This is a genomic window from Streptomyces sp. NPDC021080, from assembly GCF_044333225.1.
Classification (GTDB): Bacteria; Actinomycetota; Actinomycetes; order Streptomycetales; family Streptomycetaceae; genus Streptomyces.
Genome location: NZ_JBIRQM010000004.1, coordinates 410,279 through 424,942, shown reverse-complemented (window position 1 = coordinate 424,942; position 14,664 = coordinate 410,279). Strand labels below are relative to the sequence as shown.

Sequence of the window (14,664 nt, the reverse complement as noted above, 5' to 3'; positions counted from 1 at the left end):
GACCCGGGTCCGTGCTGTCAGACCTGCGGCGGTGTCTGCTTCCTGCCGAAGAAGACCACCACGGCCCCACCGATCACGACGAGGGCGATGGCCGCGCCCGCGATGACCGGCGTCAGCCCGGAGCCGCCGGTCTCGGCGAGGTCGGTGCCCCCGCTGGAGCCTCCCACCGACGCCGGACTCGGCTCGCTGAACGTCTGGGCCGAGATGTCGCTCGCACTGCCCTGGGTCTTGCAGTCGAGCACCCCCTTGAACCGCTTCCCGCCGCCGTCCGGGCCACCGATCGTGAAGTCGTAGGCCTGGTCCTCCTGCAGCGGGATGGTGAGCGTCTCGGATATGCCCGCCGTGACGGTGTGTTCGACGCCCATCAGCTCGAACGTGAACGCCTGGTCGCCCTTGTTCGCGGCCGTGATGTCCACGCCGCCCCTGGCGCAGTCCTTCTGCGCGGACAGGGCGGGTATCGCACCCTTCGCCGCCCAGTTCGCGCTCGCCGTGGCGGAGACGGTGGACTCGCTGGAGCCGGCGAGGATCTGCGTCTGGCTGCGGGTCTCCGAGGTGAAGGCGCGGCCGACCGGCACGGTGGTGGAGGCCTGCACGGTGAGCGAGGTGGAACCGTCCGCGCCGTCCTTCGGCACGTCGAAGAAGAGCCGGCTGCCGTTCGTCGCGGAGGTGACCGGCCTGCCGCGCTGGTCGACGACCTTCACTCCGCCCGCGGCGATGTCCGTGGGCGGAGTCACCGTGACACTGCCCGCGTTGGTGTGCACCGTGACCGGGCCCAGCCGCTCACCGGGGTGGCCGGACACCGCGGCCGGGGAGAGCGTCAGCGAGGCCTCGGGCTCCGGCAGGTTCCGCGCGCTCTTCTGCAGATAGTCCGCGAGCTTCTCCGCCTGCGGGTCCGCGGCGTCCACGTCGGCGCCGTCCGAGTACCGCCAGATCGCCACCTGGGTGCCGGCCGCCGCGTCCTGCTCGGTGAGGCCGGAGACACCGGCCTTGCCGGCCAGCGCCGCCAGGTCGTTCACCTGCGGATAGGAGTTCTCGAGGATCCAGCGGATCTTGCCCGCGTCCTTGTTGCCACTCAGCGATGTGCCGCTCCAGGAGGTCTCCTGATATCGGGCGTCCCGCTGCGTCGGGTTGTGGAGATCGATGCAGTAGGTCTGCAGCATGCCGCCGTTCTCGACGGACATCTCGAACAGACCGGCCGAGACCCAGGAGTCCTCGCCGTTCTCGTGAATGACCGCCGACCCGTACGTCTTCAGGTCTCCTATGGTCGCGGTCGCTCCGCCCTGGTTCTGCGGTATCTGGTCGGCGGTGGCCGTGCCGGCCGCGGCGAGCGTCCCCGCGGCGGCGAGCCCCCACACCAAGGCCGCGGCGGCGAGACGGGCTGCTCCTCGCCCTCGCGCGGACAACACAGAGAACGCAGAAGACACAGAATTCCCCTTCACGCAGGACCCTTTGACATGGGGGACGGTCCCGCCAGCAGAATCAGAAGCCCCGAAAGCTGTGTTCGGCATCCTAAAGAAGCCCCGCATCGCTCCCCCCAGTCATGTCATCCGATAACCGATCTGACTCGGAATCGTTATCGCGATCACGACCGTGAGCTGCGCCTATCGACAAATCTATGGGGGCTGTTCGTCGTGTATTTGTCGATAAGCCGCAGTTCGGTCAGATCGTGGCTCTCTCTGACATCACGTCACTCCGACCGGTTCGGGGCGTGGTTGGGGCACGCCCTCGGGCGTCGTGTCCGGGACGGATTCCCAACTGGGCTCGGGACGCTGAGCCGGAGTCGACTCGCCCTCCTTGGACGGACGCCGGAAGGCCGAGGTACCGCGGGAGAGGTCGTGACCGATCGCCACCGCGTCGATGTCCGCCGACGTCCAGCTCTGCCCGTCGCGGGTCTCGGTGCGCACCTTCAGCCTGCCCTGCACGATGACGGGATCGCCCACCGACACCGAGGCTCCCACGTTCGTGGCGAGCGCGCGATTGGCCCACACCGTGAAGAAGTTGGTGTGCCCGTCCGTCCACCCGTTCTTCTCGCGGTCCCAGTACCGCGAGGTCACCGCCAGCCGGAACCGCGCCGACGCGCCGTTCGCCAGGTCCCGGTACACGGGCCGTGTCGCCACGTTGCCCACCGCGCACACCATCGTCTCGTTCATCGTGAATCCCTCCCGTGCGGATGCGTCTGCCGCGGCGATCGCATGCGCTGCGATCGCCGCGGGATCAGACTGCCTCCGCCGGGCCGGACCCGCTCGGCACTGTGGGCCGCCGGGCGGTTGTGGAAATCCGCGTCACCTGATCGAGGTACCCGCCGTCGCCGTCCCCGTGACCCGCCCGTACTGCTCCCGCACCTCGCGGTAGCGCAGCAGCTCCGCGGCCACGGGATCCAGCACCCGGGCCCTCCCGCACGCGGCGGCCGCATCGCGCAATCGTCTCTCCGCCTCCAGGCCGTAGCGCCGGGCCGGCCCCCGGGCCGCCATTTTGCAGGCCCACTCGACGGCCGGGCCGCCGACGATGCCCGACAGCATCAGCAGCACCGGAACCCCGAGGTTCGGGGACATGACCCCGATGATCTGGCCCACCAGCCAGAGCCCGCCGATCACCTGGACGATCGTCATCGCGGCCTGCGCCAGCACCGCGACGGGCCACCAGCCCGGCCTCGGCGGCCGTCCCGCCGGCGCGGTCGCGCGCGCCGCCATGTCGTCCAGCGCCTCCGGCAGCCCCTGCGCGCCCCGCACGGCCGCCTCGCGCACCGCCTGCGCCCAGGGCGCGGGAAGCCCGTACGTGGCCCGGTCGGCGACCGTCCGCACCGCCTGCTCCACGCGCTGACGCGCGGTGGCCTCCTCGTCCGCGGGAGCGCGCACGGGCAGGCGCCCGGTCGGGGGCTCGCGCCGCTCCAGGTACCAGCGCCACAGCCGCAGCCAGGGCGTGCCGCAGGCGCGGTTGGCGTTGCGGCGCCAGGACCGCTCGGCGGCCTCGCCGGTCGCCACGGCACCGACCGCGTCCGCGAGCCGGTCCGCGAACTCGTCCCGCGCCTCCTCGCTGAGCCCGACCCGCCGCCCCGTCGCGTAGACGGGCCGCAGCCGTGCGGCGGCCGCGTCGAGATCGGCCGAGACCCGCCGCGCGGCGGCGCCGCGTTCCGCCACGAACTGGCTCAGGCACTCCCGCAGTTCGGGGACACCGGCCCCGGTGAGCGCGGACAGAGAGAGGACGGTCGCGCCCGGCTCGCCGTACTCGCCGAGCGCCATGCCGTCCTCGTCGAGCAGCCGCCGCAGATCGTCGAGGACCTGGTCGGCGGCTTCCCCGGGAAGACGGTCCACCTGGTTGAGGACCACGAAGGTGACCTCCGCGTGCCCGGCCAGCGGCCGCAGATAGCGCTCATGGAGGACGGCGTCCGCGTACTTCTCCGGATCCACCACCCAGATGACCGCGTCGACCAGCCCGAGGACACGGTCCACCTGCGCGCGGTGCTGGACGGCCGCCGAGTCGTGGTCGGGCAGGTCGACCAGGACCAGGCCGCGCAGCTGCGCCTCCGCCTCCGCGCTCTGCAACGGGCGTCTGCGCAGCCGCCCGGGGATGCCGAGCCGGTCGATGAGGGTGGCCGCGCCGTCGCTCCAGGTGCAGGCGATGGGCGCCGACGTGGTCGGCCTGCGTACACCGGTCTCCGAGATCGCCACGCCCGCGAGCGCGTTGAAGAGCTGCGACTTGCCGCTGCCCGTGGCTCCGGCGATGGCGACGACGGTGTGCTCCCCGGAGAGCCTGCGCCGGGCCGCCGCCTCGTCCAGGACCCGGCCCGCCTCGGCGAGGGTCCCGCTGTCGAGGCGGGCCCGGGAGAGGCCCACCAGTTCGCGGAGCGCGTCCAGGCGTGAGCGCAGCGGCGCGTCGTACGAGAGGGGGGCAGGCAACGCCGAGACAGCGGTCTTGGCCTCCACCGACGGTGTCTGGTAGCGGGCGGCGGCCGCCTCGGTCACGCGGCGCGCGATGAGGCCGTCGTCCCAGACGGGGCCGTCCTCCGCGCATGCGGAGCCGTCGCCCTCCCCATGCCCTTGGGGCTCCGCTCCGGACACGTCCCGCGAGGTGCCCTGCCAGGTCGTTCCGTCGCTCCGCGCGGTCTTGCCGGTGCCGCCTTTCTCGGCGCCCCTTCCGGCTTGTCCCGCGTCCTCCAGGGGCCGGGTTCCGGACCGCGCGGTATCGGGTGGACCGTTCTCCGGGCGGTTGTCCCGGGTGCTCCTGGTGGCCCCGTCGGCCATGGTTGCGCCGTCGCCCCCGCTGCCCGAGGCGTCCACCCCGGAAGGGGCGTTCTCGCGGGCGCCGTCTTCGGAGTGCTCCTCCGCGGGACGACCGACTTCGGAATGTCCGACTTCGGCGGCTTCGGAATGGCCGTCTCCGGCAGGCCTGTCTCCGGCAGACCTGTCTTCGGGATGTGCGCCTTCGGGATGTGTGCCTTCGGAACGCCCGTCTCCCGGGCGTCCGTCGTCGGAACGTCCGTCTTTGGGACGTCGCCCGTCTCCAGGACGGTCGGCTTGATCCGTGTGGTCAGTGACGGCAGTCACCGCGGTCACCTCTCCTTCTGCAGTACGGACAGCGCGGCGATCAGCTCGGCCTGGGGTTCCGGATGGACGTCGAGCGCTTCGAGGGGTGCGAGACGACGCTCGCGTTCGGTCTGCAGTGTCCTGTCGACGAGGTCCGTGAGCAGCCGGCCGGCCTTGTCGCGCAACCGCAGCGCGCCGTGCGCCCCGATCCGCTCGGCCAGCCTCTCGCCCGCGTTGCGCGCCCTGCGGCCGCCCAGGAGTGCGGTGGCGACCAGCGCGGCCACCACCGAGGGGTCGGGAGCGACACTCTTGTCGAGGTCGCGCACCTCGTCCTCGGCGTACTCCTCCAGGACGCGCCGCCAGCGTCGTACGGCCAGGCCGATACGGTGCTCGGCGCTCTCCAGCGCCGGATCACGGTCCGTCAGCCCCGGAGCGCCCGAGGCCGGTTCGCGGCGCCAGGCGTCGTCCACGCGCTCGTCGGCGGCCGCGACGGAGCACAGCAGCAGGGCGGACAGGCTTTCCACGAGTGCGTCCAGCAGCTCCTCGGCGGCGCAGTCGAGGGGGTAGGCGCGCCAGCGCTTGAGGGCGTCCCCGGAGAGCACGGCCCCGGCCTGCAGGCGCCCCTTCGCGCGCGTGTGCTCGCTGTCGTACGCCCCGTCGACGGCCGCGGTGAGCCGTGTCGCGGCGGCGTACTGCGCGGCGGTGGCACTGGCCAGCTCCGGCATCCGCGTCTTGAGGGAGTCGAGTGCACCGTGGGCCGTACGGGCCATGGCTCCGTGGCGGGCTCCCGGGTCCTGGGCCTGGTGCGTGAGCCACGTACGCAGCGGTGCGACGGCCGTGGCGGGCAGCAGGCCGCCGCCCCACGCGGACTCGGGCAGCTCGGGCACGGTGAAGCGGGGCGCCTCGCCGAGTCCCGCCTTGGCCAGCAGCGCGCCGTACTGCCGCGAGACCTCGGACACCACCTGGTGCGGCACCCGGTCCAGGACCGTCACCAGGGTCGCCTTCTGCTCCTTGGCGGTACGCAGCAGATGCCACGGCACGGCGTCGGCGTATCGTGCCGCCGTCGTGACCATCACCCAGATGTCGGCCGCGCAGATCAGTTCGGCGGCCAGCACCCGGTTGTCGGCCACCAGGGAGTCGACGTCGGGTGCGTCGAGGAGGGCGAGGCCGCGGGGGAGCGTGTCGGCGGTCTCGATGCGCAGCACCCGCTCACCGCGTTTGGTGAGGGCCGGAAGATCGTCGCCGGACTCCTGGTGGGGCGCCCACACGCGCGTGAGCTGGGGTAGTACGCGCATGCCGCTGAACCAGTGATGGTCCTCCGGATGGCACACCAGCACCGGAGTACGGGTGGTCGGGCGCAGCACGCCCGCCTCGCTGACCTTGCGCCCCACAAGCGAGTTGACGAGGGTCGACTTGCCGGCACCGGTGGATCCACCGATGACGGCGAGAAGGGGTGCTTCAGGTTCTCTCAACCGGGGCACCAAATAGTCGTCGAGCTGTGCGAGCAGTTCGTCGCGGTTGGCACGCGCGCGTGGAGCCCCGGCCAGGGGCAGCGGAAAGCGTGCGGCGGCGACACGGTCGCGCAGGGCGGAAAGTGCGTCGAGCAGCTGAGGCCGTACGTCCAAGGTCACCACATGCGAAGAATGCCCAACTTTGGAGTCTTTCTGAAGCATATGAGTATGTCTGCGCGCCGACAGGACACACGGGGCGGAAGGGATGACTGGGGCGCAGGCATAACGAGTGCACAACACCCGACGCGCGAGACGCCAAAAGCGGTGCACGATTCGTACCCGCCTGCGATTATCAGGACCGCTTCACTGAACCTCCACATCGAGCCACGGAGGCGAAGTAGGAGGGGCAGGGATGCGGGAGCCCTATCCTTGTCCCCGGCAAGGTCACGGATCCGCCCACACCCGGGCACCACGACACAGGCCGACACACCCGGCCCCCGTAGCTCAGTGGATAGAGCAGGCGCCTTCTAAGCGCTTGGCCGCAGGTTCGAGTCCTGCCGGGGGCGCCAGTCTCCGCCCTCCCGTTCGGGAGGGCTTTTTGCTGGTCAGGCCATGTCTCACTCGATGCAGCGAAGCCCCGAACGCTTCCCCGATGATCAAGGGGAAGGTCCGGGGCTGTCCGGCTGTAACCGGGTTTTCACGGGTGGCCCTGTCGAATACGTGTCGAAGTTTTCGGCGAGCGACCTCAGCCCGCGGCGGGCGGCTCGGGAAGGTCTCCCGCGGCTTCGAGGCGCCGTTTCAAGTCAGGGAGCTGTCCCTCGACGCATCGCGCGTAGGTCGCCAGGAGCACCGGAACGCTGTTTCCGGCCCAGTCCGCCACCTGGGCAGGCGGGATCCCGTCATTGAGCCACTTCGTCAGGCGCGTGTGCCGGTTGTCGTAGACCCGCCTTCCCGTGGGCGACTCGAAGACGTGCGGGGGCAGGACGGCCTTCCGCGCGCTGCGCCAGGCCCGCCGGATGACGGAACCGGCGAGGATGCCGCCCGTCTCTCCCTGGAACAGAAGATCCCCGGGCTTCAGCCGCTCGTCCTCGATGTGCTGCCGAAGAACGCGCGTGAGGGCGGGATGCCCCGGCGCGGTGCGGGTCTCGCCCTCGGCGCGCCCCTTCAGATCGCGCTCCTCATGGATCGCACCAGTGTCGGTCCACTGCTTGCCGATCTCCGGGGTCGCCGTGTGGATCAACAGCTCGCACCACTGGTCGGCGGCATCGGCGTCCGGGAGCGTGACGTCCTGTACGCGCATGGCCACCGCCTCCTCCGGCCGCAGACCGCAGTAGTACAGCGTCGCGAAGAACGCGTGCAGCCGCTTCCCACCACGGGGCCGGCGCCGGATCCAGTCGAGGAGCGCCGCCGCCTGGTCCGCGTTCAGCAGGGACCGCTTGTCCACGGCGTTGCTGGTCCTGGTGACGGCCGTCGAGTCCTTTCCCTTGGGAAGTGGGTTGGTCCGCAGGACGCGCCGCCGGACCGCGTGCTTCATGACGACGTTGAGGATCCGGCGGTGCCGCTTCCTGGACCAGGCCGCAGCCTGCTTGCCGTCGAGCCGCGTGTCGACGGCGCGCAGGACTGCGTCGACCCTCTCCGCCTCCTCCCAGACCGAGACCGGCAGAGAGTTGCGCTCCACCCACCTGAGGATGGCCAGCACGTCCCGCGGAGCGTCCGCACGGCGTGTCGCGTTGAACGCCCACTCGCGTAACGCGGTCCGCACGTCCACCGGAGCGAACTGGGTTGGCTGGGCGCGCAGCAACGCGATGGTGACCGCCGTCAGGGTCTTGGCGGTGTTCTTACGGCTGTTGCCGCCGAGCTCCGGCCAGCGGGCATCCACGTACTCGACGGCGAACGCGTACCAGCTCGTGGCGGCCGACTTGGACCGGTGGGACACCGGCAGCCCGGTGGCGATGACGAAGGCCTCGCCCTTGCCCGTCGCCCGGATGAGGTCGGAGCGGAAGCCCTCGGCGAGCGCGACAGTGCCGAACGGCTCACGCCAGGACTTGCCCGCCACCACCCAGCGCACGGTGTGCGAGGTCTTCCTGGCCCCCTTGTACGTGAGGATCTTGTAGATCTTGACGTCGTAGGTGGTCTCCATCAGGCGGCGTCCTCACGGTCGTCGAGCCAGTGGTCGAGATCGCTCCGCCGGATCCTGAGGTCGCCGTTCGGGAGCTTGATGCAACGGGGCGCGCGCCGCTTCGCCCGCCAGTCGTAGAAGGTCGAGCGCGACACGCTCAGCTCGTCGCAGACCTCGGCGAGCGTGAGCATGTTGCGTGACCGGGTGGCCGTGGTCATGTCGTGCTCTCTTCGCCGAGCAGGGCTTCACGGGCCGTCTCGCGGTTGGCCTGGAGATCGCGCGCAATGGTCGCGGCGAGGGCTGCCTCGCCGGGGGTGTGGCCGTGGCCGGCGTACTGCCAGTCGGTCAGGACGAGGACGGTGTCCGGCTCGCGGTCGTCGAGGCCGAGGACGGATGCCTCCTGTGCGGCGCGGTAGTCGGCACGTTCCTGGCGGATGGCGCCAAGGGTGGTGGAGTAGGTGCGCGACTTGGACGAGAAGTGCCCGCGGAAGCCGAGCATGTGCGCCCAGACCCAGAGGCGCCGGTCCGGGTACAGGGTGTCCAGGTCACGGCAGGCAGTGATGAGTCGGCGGGTGTGGTCGGGGACGTGGTGGCGGTCGAGTTCGGCGAGTTCACCGATGCGGCGGTCCAGGGTTCCGGTGTTCTCCGCGGCCTTGGTCGCGTACTTGGCCACGTACGAGGCGACCGCCTGTTCGGTGATGTCGGAGCCGTCCCCGAAGGCCTTGACCGGTCGGACATCGAGCTGTCTTCCCCATCGGAACGTCCGGGCAGGCTGGTCACCGGCGGCCGGAACCGAGACGGACGTGTACGAGTGCGCGACGGTGGCGCGTACCGCGTCCGTGAGCAGGTCGACCGTGGCCCACGCGGGTGGCGGTGTCCCGGGCCCCTCGGGACCGTCGAGGCGTACGACGGCGTGGAAGTGGAGGGCACCGCGCTTCTGGAACTCGGCGACCTTGCCGTACGAGACACGCAGGTGATCGGCGAGTTCACGGCGGGGCAGTCCGGCGCGAGCGGCGAGTTCGCGGCGCAGGCGGGTGGTGAAGCGCTGCCAGAGCTGGCCGGCGTGGTTGTTGAACAGGACGGCGCCCGCGTAGTCGTAGGCCTCCGGATCGAGGGCGGTGCCCAGCTCCGGGGCGTCGGACGTGTGCCGGGCGCCGCAGCGGCAGGCGCCACCGTGGTCGGGCCGGTTGTGAACCGGGCCGAACGACGGGGCCGTGAGGGTGGCGAAGACCCGCGGGTGATCGCGGACGGTGGCTGGGATGTCTCGGCGGTCGTCCCCGGCAAGGCCGGCGCGGATCAGGTTGTAGGTGTCGCCCGCGTACGTCCAGGCACAGGAGGGGCAGCGGGAGGCGCGGCGGTTGCCGCAGGCGAGGCGCAGGCGTCCGCCGGGTTCGTTCTCGGTGGAGTAGTGATGCAGGGTCTCGCCGGTGGTCTTGTCCTTGGCGAGAGTCCAGCCGGTGAGGTGGATCGGGTCGGAGCAGCCGCCGGTGCGGCGGATCTGGTCCTCCCAGCGGGTGTAGTCGGAGGCCGAGGCCACCCGGAGGATGTCTCCGAGGGTGATCGGGTCGAGCGGTGGGGCGGACGTGGGCGCCTTCTGTGTCGGAGGTGAGGCCCGGTGGGCCATGCTGGGGGTTCCTTCCGGTTGCGAGATCGATCGGCGGGGACGGCTCCCGGGCGGCGGATGCTTGGCGGTATCGAGGCCGCCCGGGGGCCGGTCAGCGACGCTTGGCTTCGGAGGCGAGCAGGGAGCGCAGGACGACCGCGCAGACGGCGACCGAGGCGCCGGTGATGGCGACCGCCAGGAGCAGCGAGACCAGGACGGTGCCGACGACCAGGACCACGGCCGTTCCACCGCCCACGAGCGCGAGCGCGGTGCCGGGGGTGAGCTGGACGGCCGGGCGGGACGGCGCAGGGGTGACGGAGACCGACTGCGGGACCGGGGCGCCCGGGGTGATGGTGGTCGGTTGGATGACGGCGGGCGGGGTGATCAGGCCGGTGGGCTGGGGCATGGTCGGGAACTTGGGCCGGAGCATGGGCAGTTCTCCTTCGCGGTGCGCTACTTGACGGCGGTGTCGATGGCGGGGGCGAGGACGCTGTCGGCGAGGAGGTAGCCGCCGAGGAGGAGTACGGCGATGAGCCACCAGGGCGGGCGGATGAGCTTGATGCCGAGGTAGCCGACGGCGATCAAGGCGAGCCAGAGCGGGACCTGCACGGGGTGTCTCCTCAGCGGACGGTGCAGCGGTGGGTGCGGGCGGCGAGTTGGGCGGCGGTCTGGCTGGAGTAGTCGGCGGACCAGCCGCAGCGGTCGGCGGTGCAGACGGCGGCGTGCGTGGTGCGGCCGTTGCGGTCGCGGTGGGTGCCGATCTCCACGGGGCCGATCCGCATCAGGGAGTGGAAGTTGTCGCTTGCAGGCATCGTGGGTGCCTCATTCCTGATCACGTGAGGTGGGCTGCGATGGCGTCGGCAAGGTGGGACGGGACGCCGAGGCGGGAGCGGAGGGTGTCGGGATCGATCGGGGAGCCGGTGCGGGCGCGGTACTCGTCGGCGACCTTGCGGGCGTGGTCGACGAGGACGGCGGGGACCGGGGGCGCAGCGGCAGCCATGACTTCTAGAGCGGGAAGTGCAGTAGGCGCGGGCGCGGCTTCCGGCATGAACTGTTCGGCGTCCGGTGCTTCCACGGCGGAGGCCGGCGGAACCGTCTCCGCCTCCGACTCCGGTTCGACAGCGGACGAGTGGGCGAGAAGGGTCCCGCCGAGGAAAGCGACGGCGGGCCATCCGGCGATGCCGAGGCGGAGCGGGGCGGGCGGGTCGGCCAGGTCGAGGAATCCGGCGGTGGCGATGTTGGCCCCGAGCGAGGCGAACAGCGCGACGACGAACCAGCACCAGGCCAGCCGGGACGGTCCCTCGCTCCGCAGCCTCCGCCAAGCGGCGACGAGGAGCAGGTCGACACTGACCGGGTAGGCCCAGGCCTTCCAGCCGTTCTGCCCGGCAGCGGCGGCCAGGTCGTGCAGATGGGCGAAGGACAGGGCACCGGCGATCACTGCCTGAATCAGGACCGCGTCGACCCGGAGGCCGTGACGGGCGCCCATCAGACGTCGCCCGGATAGGCGGGGCCGTCGTCGGGGTCGTAGCCGTCCAGGAACACGCCGGGCGGCGGTTCGGGCAGCGAGGCGGCGAGGGACGGGCTGACGGCGTCCACGAAGTCGAGGTCGGCGCCGGCCGCGTCGGCGTAGAGGGCGAGTTGGCCGAGCAGGAGCACGGTCCGGGCGAAGTCCTCGCAGTTCGGGCACATGGCGGATCTCCCTTCTTTGGGCATGGCGGGGTAGGGACTTGACGCGAAGGCGGTCGCGCCAACCGTGGGGGTGGGGCGGGGATCAGACGGTGACTGAGGACGCCTTGACCAGCGGCACAGGCTCGGCGGCAGCGCTGGGGAGAGCGGGCCGGAACAGAGCCAGCTCGGGCAGGTCCGGGGTCCGGTCGGCGTGCCGGTTGCAGATGTTCACGGCCTGGCGGAGCGAGGTGTGCGGGGCGCGGATGCGGTGCCACCCGCCGGAGGAGTCGCCCGCGATGGCGATCCCCCGTGTCTCGGCCGGGATCTGGATCGCGGCGAGGACGGCGTCCGGGGAGATGTCGCCGAAGGCCATGTTGGCCGAGGTCTCGTCGTTGACGCGATGGGCGGTACGGCCAGTGAGCTGAGCTCGGAGCATGGTGATGCCCTTGCCGAGTTCGGAGCCGAAGCGTTGCCCGCAGATCTCCAGGTAGATGCCGGCCGCACGGCCGAGCTGGGCGAGGCGGACCAGGGCGGTGATGATGCGGTCCCGGCGCTTCTCCTCCTCCTTGCTCGCGTACAGGGCGAGTTCGGCGACCTCGTCGACCAGGACCACGACCGGGACCGGGCGCATGTCGTCGGGCAGGTCCCAGATGTCGGCGGCGATCTCCGCGTCCGGCACGTCGGCGGTGATCCGCTGCTGGGACCGGATGAGCTGATAGACGTGCCCCATCCGGACCACGAGCGCTTCGAGCACTTCCGCGGCGGTGTCGGGATCGTCGGCCAGCGCGGAGAACCGGCGGGCCAGCGGGAACAGCTCTACCCCCTGCTTGCAGTCGATGCCGACGAGGGCGACGTCCATCGGAGCGAGTCCCGCGACCAGGTTGCGTTGGTACACGGACTTGCCGGACTCCGTGGCGCCGAGGGTGAGGGCGTGGGGCACGGCCCGGTAGTCGCGGTAGTGCACCGAGCCGTCCTCCCGCAGGGCGACCGGTACCCGCATCGGTCGGTGACCGGTGTCGGTCGGCATCTGTACCCGCTTGAGCACGTCGTAGCCGGTCATTCGCACCTCTACGACGCCGGAGCGCAGCTCACGCGAGGTGACGCCGTACATCGAGAACGAGTGCCGGAGCCGGTCCGAGGCGGCGGCGACGTCGAAGGCGTCCTGCCCGGGGCGGAGCTTGAGTCTCAGGATCAGGCCGGTACGGGTCGGCCGCAGCCGGAGGATGCGCGGCGGACGCGGATCCGGCATCGGCCGGTTGGCGGCACGGGCCAGGGCGAGCCGCCATCGTGAGGGCGGCACGGTCAGCCCGCACGCGTCCATGACCGAGCCGTAGCGGACCAGGACCCGTAAGACGGCCAGCGTGACCCCGAAGGTCAACCAGTACCAGGCGGGGCGCCGCCACCGCAGGAGACCCACGGCAGCGACGACCAGCACCAGAACGACCATGAAGTCGGCCACGATCAGGCGGCCTTGGACCCTGCGGCAGCACCGACGAGCGAGGTGACCGCGACCGCGCGGAACGCGATCCCGTGCCGCCTCTGGCCGTTGAAGTCGTTCTCCCAGGGGCGGGCGACCAGGCCCGTGAGTGCGACCGGCGTGCCCATGGCCAGCTCACCGGAGATGCCCGGCTCCGGCACGGTGATGGACAGGATCTCCACCTCCTCGTTCGCCGCGAACATCACGTCCACGGTCATCAGCCTCGCCCCGGTCTCCGTGTCGGTTGCGATCTCACCGGTACGGCGGTCACGCACCTTGACCTGCGGGGACTTGGCGACCATCACGACCGCACCGGAGGTGTCGACGGGAATCTGACGCACAGAACTCACTCCTCTATAGATGCCGAACTCCGTCACTCATGTATAGGAGTGACATGAAGAAGAGTGCCTCACTCCTATACATGAGTCAACCCGCCACGAAGAAGAACTCGTGGCGGGCTGCGGGATGCTGAGCGGGCGTCAGTCCTCGGCGGGGATCCGGTACTCGAAAACGAACTGGTCGGCGGCCATGAGGGTGTCGCACACCTCGACCACGAGACCCGCCGTCGTACGGGCCTCACGAATCAGGTGGACTACCGGCGCACCTGGGCTCAGTGCGAGTTCCGTAGCTTCCGCCTTGGAGGCCGGCCGCGCCTGCACCGTCTCGACGAACTCAGCGAACTCGTGCCCGTGGTCTTCGAGTCGGGCATAGATGCCGCCGCCGCCGGGATTCTCGGCGAACAGCTCGGGGATGTCCTTCACGACGTCCCAGGGCAGGTAGGACGTGGCGGTCTCGACCGGCGTGCCGTTGCGGAAGTAGAGACGCCGACGGGCCAGCACCTGCGTGCCGACGGGGACACCCAGACGTCCGGCGGCATCCTCCGGCGCCTCCAGGGGACCGATGTAGAGGACGCTGACCTTGGCAGTGGCACCGGACTGTGCGGACTCCGCGAGGTAGGCCGCCTGCCCTCCACGCCGCAGCGAGCGCCGGAAGCGGTCGGAGGAACGGTGGCGCACCGGAGGCCGGTCCTTCACGATCGAACCCTTGCCGTGCCGGGTCTCGACCAGCCCACTCGCCCGCACCTCGACCATGGCCTTACGAATCGTCCCGCCGGAGACGCCATAGCGCTCCACCAGCTCCGATTCACTCGGCACCATGTCACCGGGCTTGAGAACACCCGCCCGGATCTGCCGCACGATCTCGTCCGCGATCTGTACGTACCGAGGCCCGGAACCGACCCCTCCCGCCGCAGTTCCCATAGTCCTTCCCTGCCTCCTATGCTCCTTTACATGAGTCAATCACAGGAAGTAGCACCCTCCCCCCTGCACTCCGTGTCCGTAGCCGGAGTAGTGGTGCGCGAGGACGGCCGCCTCCTGGCGATCCGCCGAGCCGACAACGGCACCTGGGAGCTCCCGGGCGGCATCCTCGAGCTCGACGAGACCCCGGAAGCCGGCGTTGCCCGCGAGGTCCTGGAGGAGACCGGCATCCACGTCGAGGTGGACGAACTCACCGGCGTCTACAAGAACATGACCCGCGGAGTCGTCGCCCTGGTCTTCCGCTGCAAGCCCTCCGGCGGCACTGAACGCACCTCAAGCGAGTCCTTGGCGGTCTCATGGCTCACACCGGACGAGGTCAGCGAGCGCATGTCCGAGGCTTTCGCCGTGAGACTCCTGGACGCCTTGGACGGCAACGGCCCCCACGTGCGGAGCCATGACGGACAGCGCCTTATCTCAGCGGGATAAAATCTTCTCTCCTTCATCAAGGCGGCTCGCTCCGCTCACCGCGCGCGGCCCGGCCCCCGGCCGGGCCTGCGCTCCTGTCTC

At 70.8% G+C, this 14,664-nt stretch carries 16 protein-coding genes and 1 tRNA gene; 2 read left to right on the top strand and 15 right to left on the bottom strand.

Annotation, left to right across the window (positions count from 1 at the left end):
- Positions 1 to 17: 17 nt before the first annotated feature.
- The 4 genes from ACH4S8_RS12575 to ACH4S8_RS12560 form a co-directional block, all read right to left on the bottom strand.
- The gene (locus ACH4S8_RS12575) at positions 18 to 1,508 is read right to left on the bottom strand and encodes a Cys-Gln thioester bond-forming surface protein (RefSeq protein ID WP_398392852.1); all 1,491 of its coding nucleotides are present in this window, start codon (positions 1,506 to 1,508) and stop codon (positions 18 to 20) included.
- A gap of 174 nt (positions 1,509 to 1,682) precedes the next feature.
- Positions 1,683 to 2,150, bottom strand: coding sequence for a single-stranded DNA-binding protein (locus tag ACH4S8_RS12570; protein WP_398392850.1), 468 nt, complete (start codon positions 2,148 to 2,150; stop codon positions 1,683 to 1,685).
- A 132-nt stretch (positions 2,151 to 2,282) separates the two neighbouring features.
- Entirely contained in the window at positions 2,283 to 4,553 is a 2,271-nt protein-coding gene (locus ACH4S8_RS12565; protein WP_398392848.1) for a GTPase, read from the bottom strand.
- Positions 4,550 to 6,157: a dynamin family protein gene (locus ACH4S8_RS12560; RefSeq protein ID WP_398392846.1), complete on the bottom strand. Its 1,608-nt coding sequence runs from the start codon at positions 6,155 to 6,157 to the stop codon at positions 4,550 to 4,552. Before ACH4S8_RS12560 ends, ACH4S8_RS12565 begins: the two co-directional genes overlap by 4 nt.
- Before the next feature lie 310 nt (positions 6,158 to 6,467).
- Between ACH4S8_RS12560 and ACH4S8_RS12555 the strand changes: the two genes are divergently transcribed.
- Positions 6,468 to 6,543: transfer RNA gene (locus ACH4S8_RS12555), tRNA-Arg, on the top strand.
- Between the two features lie 176 nt (positions 6,544 to 6,719).
- On the opposite strand, the gene ACH4S8_RS12550 is transcribed toward ACH4S8_RS12555, so the two are convergent.
- The 11 genes from ACH4S8_RS12550 to ACH4S8_RS12500 form a co-directional block, all read right to left on the bottom strand.
- Complete coding sequence (locus ACH4S8_RS12550; protein ID WP_398392844.1) at positions 6,720 to 8,114, bottom strand: tyrosine-type recombinase/integrase; 1,395 nt, start codon at positions 8,112 to 8,114, stop codon at positions 6,720 to 6,722.
- Entirely contained in the window at positions 8,114 to 8,311 is a 198-nt protein-coding gene (locus tag ACH4S8_RS12545; protein ID WP_384788494.1) for a helix-turn-helix transcriptional regulator, read from the bottom strand. Before ACH4S8_RS12545 ends, ACH4S8_RS12550 begins: the two co-directional genes overlap by 1 nt.
- A complete protein-coding gene (gene repSA / locus ACH4S8_RS12540; RefSeq protein ID WP_398392841.1) occupies positions 8,308 to 9,717 on the bottom strand; it encodes a replication initiator protein RepSA in 1,410 nt (469 codons plus the stop codon). Before repSA ends, ACH4S8_RS12545 begins: the two co-directional genes overlap by 4 nt.
- A 91-nt stretch (positions 9,718 to 9,808) precedes the next feature.
- Positions 9,809 to 10,126, bottom strand: coding sequence for a SpdD-like protein (locus ACH4S8_RS12535; RefSeq protein WP_398392839.1), 318 nt, complete (start codon positions 10,124 to 10,126; stop codon positions 9,809 to 9,811).
- A 23-nt stretch (positions 10,127 to 10,149) separates the two neighbouring features.
- Positions 10,150 to 10,305, bottom strand: coding sequence for a hypothetical protein (locus ACH4S8_RS12530; RefSeq protein WP_398392837.1), 156 nt, complete (start codon positions 10,303 to 10,305; stop codon positions 10,150 to 10,152).
- Between the two features lie 11 nt (positions 10,306 to 10,316).
- Positions 10,317 to 10,508, bottom strand: coding sequence for a mobile element transfer protein (locus ACH4S8_RS12525; protein ID WP_398392835.1), 192 nt, complete (start codon positions 10,506 to 10,508; stop codon positions 10,317 to 10,319).
- Between the two features lie 20 nt (positions 10,509 to 10,528).
- Positions 10,529 to 11,182 carry a DUF2637 domain-containing protein gene (locus ACH4S8_RS12520; protein ID WP_398392833.1) on the bottom strand — a complete coding sequence of 218 codons (654 nt, stop codon included), beginning with the start codon at positions 11,180 to 11,182 and terminating at the stop codon, positions 10,529 to 10,531.
- On the bottom strand, positions 11,182 to 11,385 hold the full coding sequence (locus tag ACH4S8_RS12515; RefSeq protein ID WP_385707801.1) for a hypothetical protein: 204 nt from the start codon (positions 11,383 to 11,385) through the stop codon (positions 11,182 to 11,184). The genes ACH4S8_RS12520 and ACH4S8_RS12515 overlap by 1 nt, the downstream gene beginning before the upstream one ends.
- 82 nt (positions 11,386 to 11,467) lie before the next feature.
- Positions 11,468 to 12,811 (bottom strand): FtsK/SpoIIIE domain-containing protein, encoded by a 1,344-nt coding sequence (locus tag ACH4S8_RS12510; RefSeq protein ID WP_398393172.1) that lies wholly within the window; start codon positions 12,809 to 12,811, stop codon positions 11,468 to 11,470.
- A 14-nt stretch (positions 12,812 to 12,825) separates the two neighbouring features.
- On the bottom strand, positions 12,826 to 13,182 hold the full coding sequence (locus tag ACH4S8_RS12505) for a hypothetical protein (protein WP_398392830.1): 357 nt from the start codon (positions 13,180 to 13,182) through the stop codon (positions 12,826 to 12,828).
- Positions 13,183 to 13,320: 138 nt separating this feature from the next.
- Positions 13,321 to 14,100, bottom strand: coding sequence for a GntR family transcriptional regulator (locus ACH4S8_RS12500; protein ID WP_398392828.1), 780 nt, complete (start codon positions 14,098 to 14,100; stop codon positions 13,321 to 13,323).
- A gap of 18 nt (positions 14,101 to 14,118) precedes the next feature.
- Here ACH4S8_RS12500 and ACH4S8_RS12495 point away from each other — a divergent pair, with 18 nt between their 5' ends.
- Positions 14,119 to 14,583: an NUDIX hydrolase gene (locus tag ACH4S8_RS12495; RefSeq protein WP_398392826.1), complete on the top strand. Its 465-nt coding sequence runs from the start codon at positions 14,119 to 14,121 to the stop codon at positions 14,581 to 14,583.
- The last annotated feature ends 81 nt before the right edge of the window (positions 14,584 to 14,664 follow it).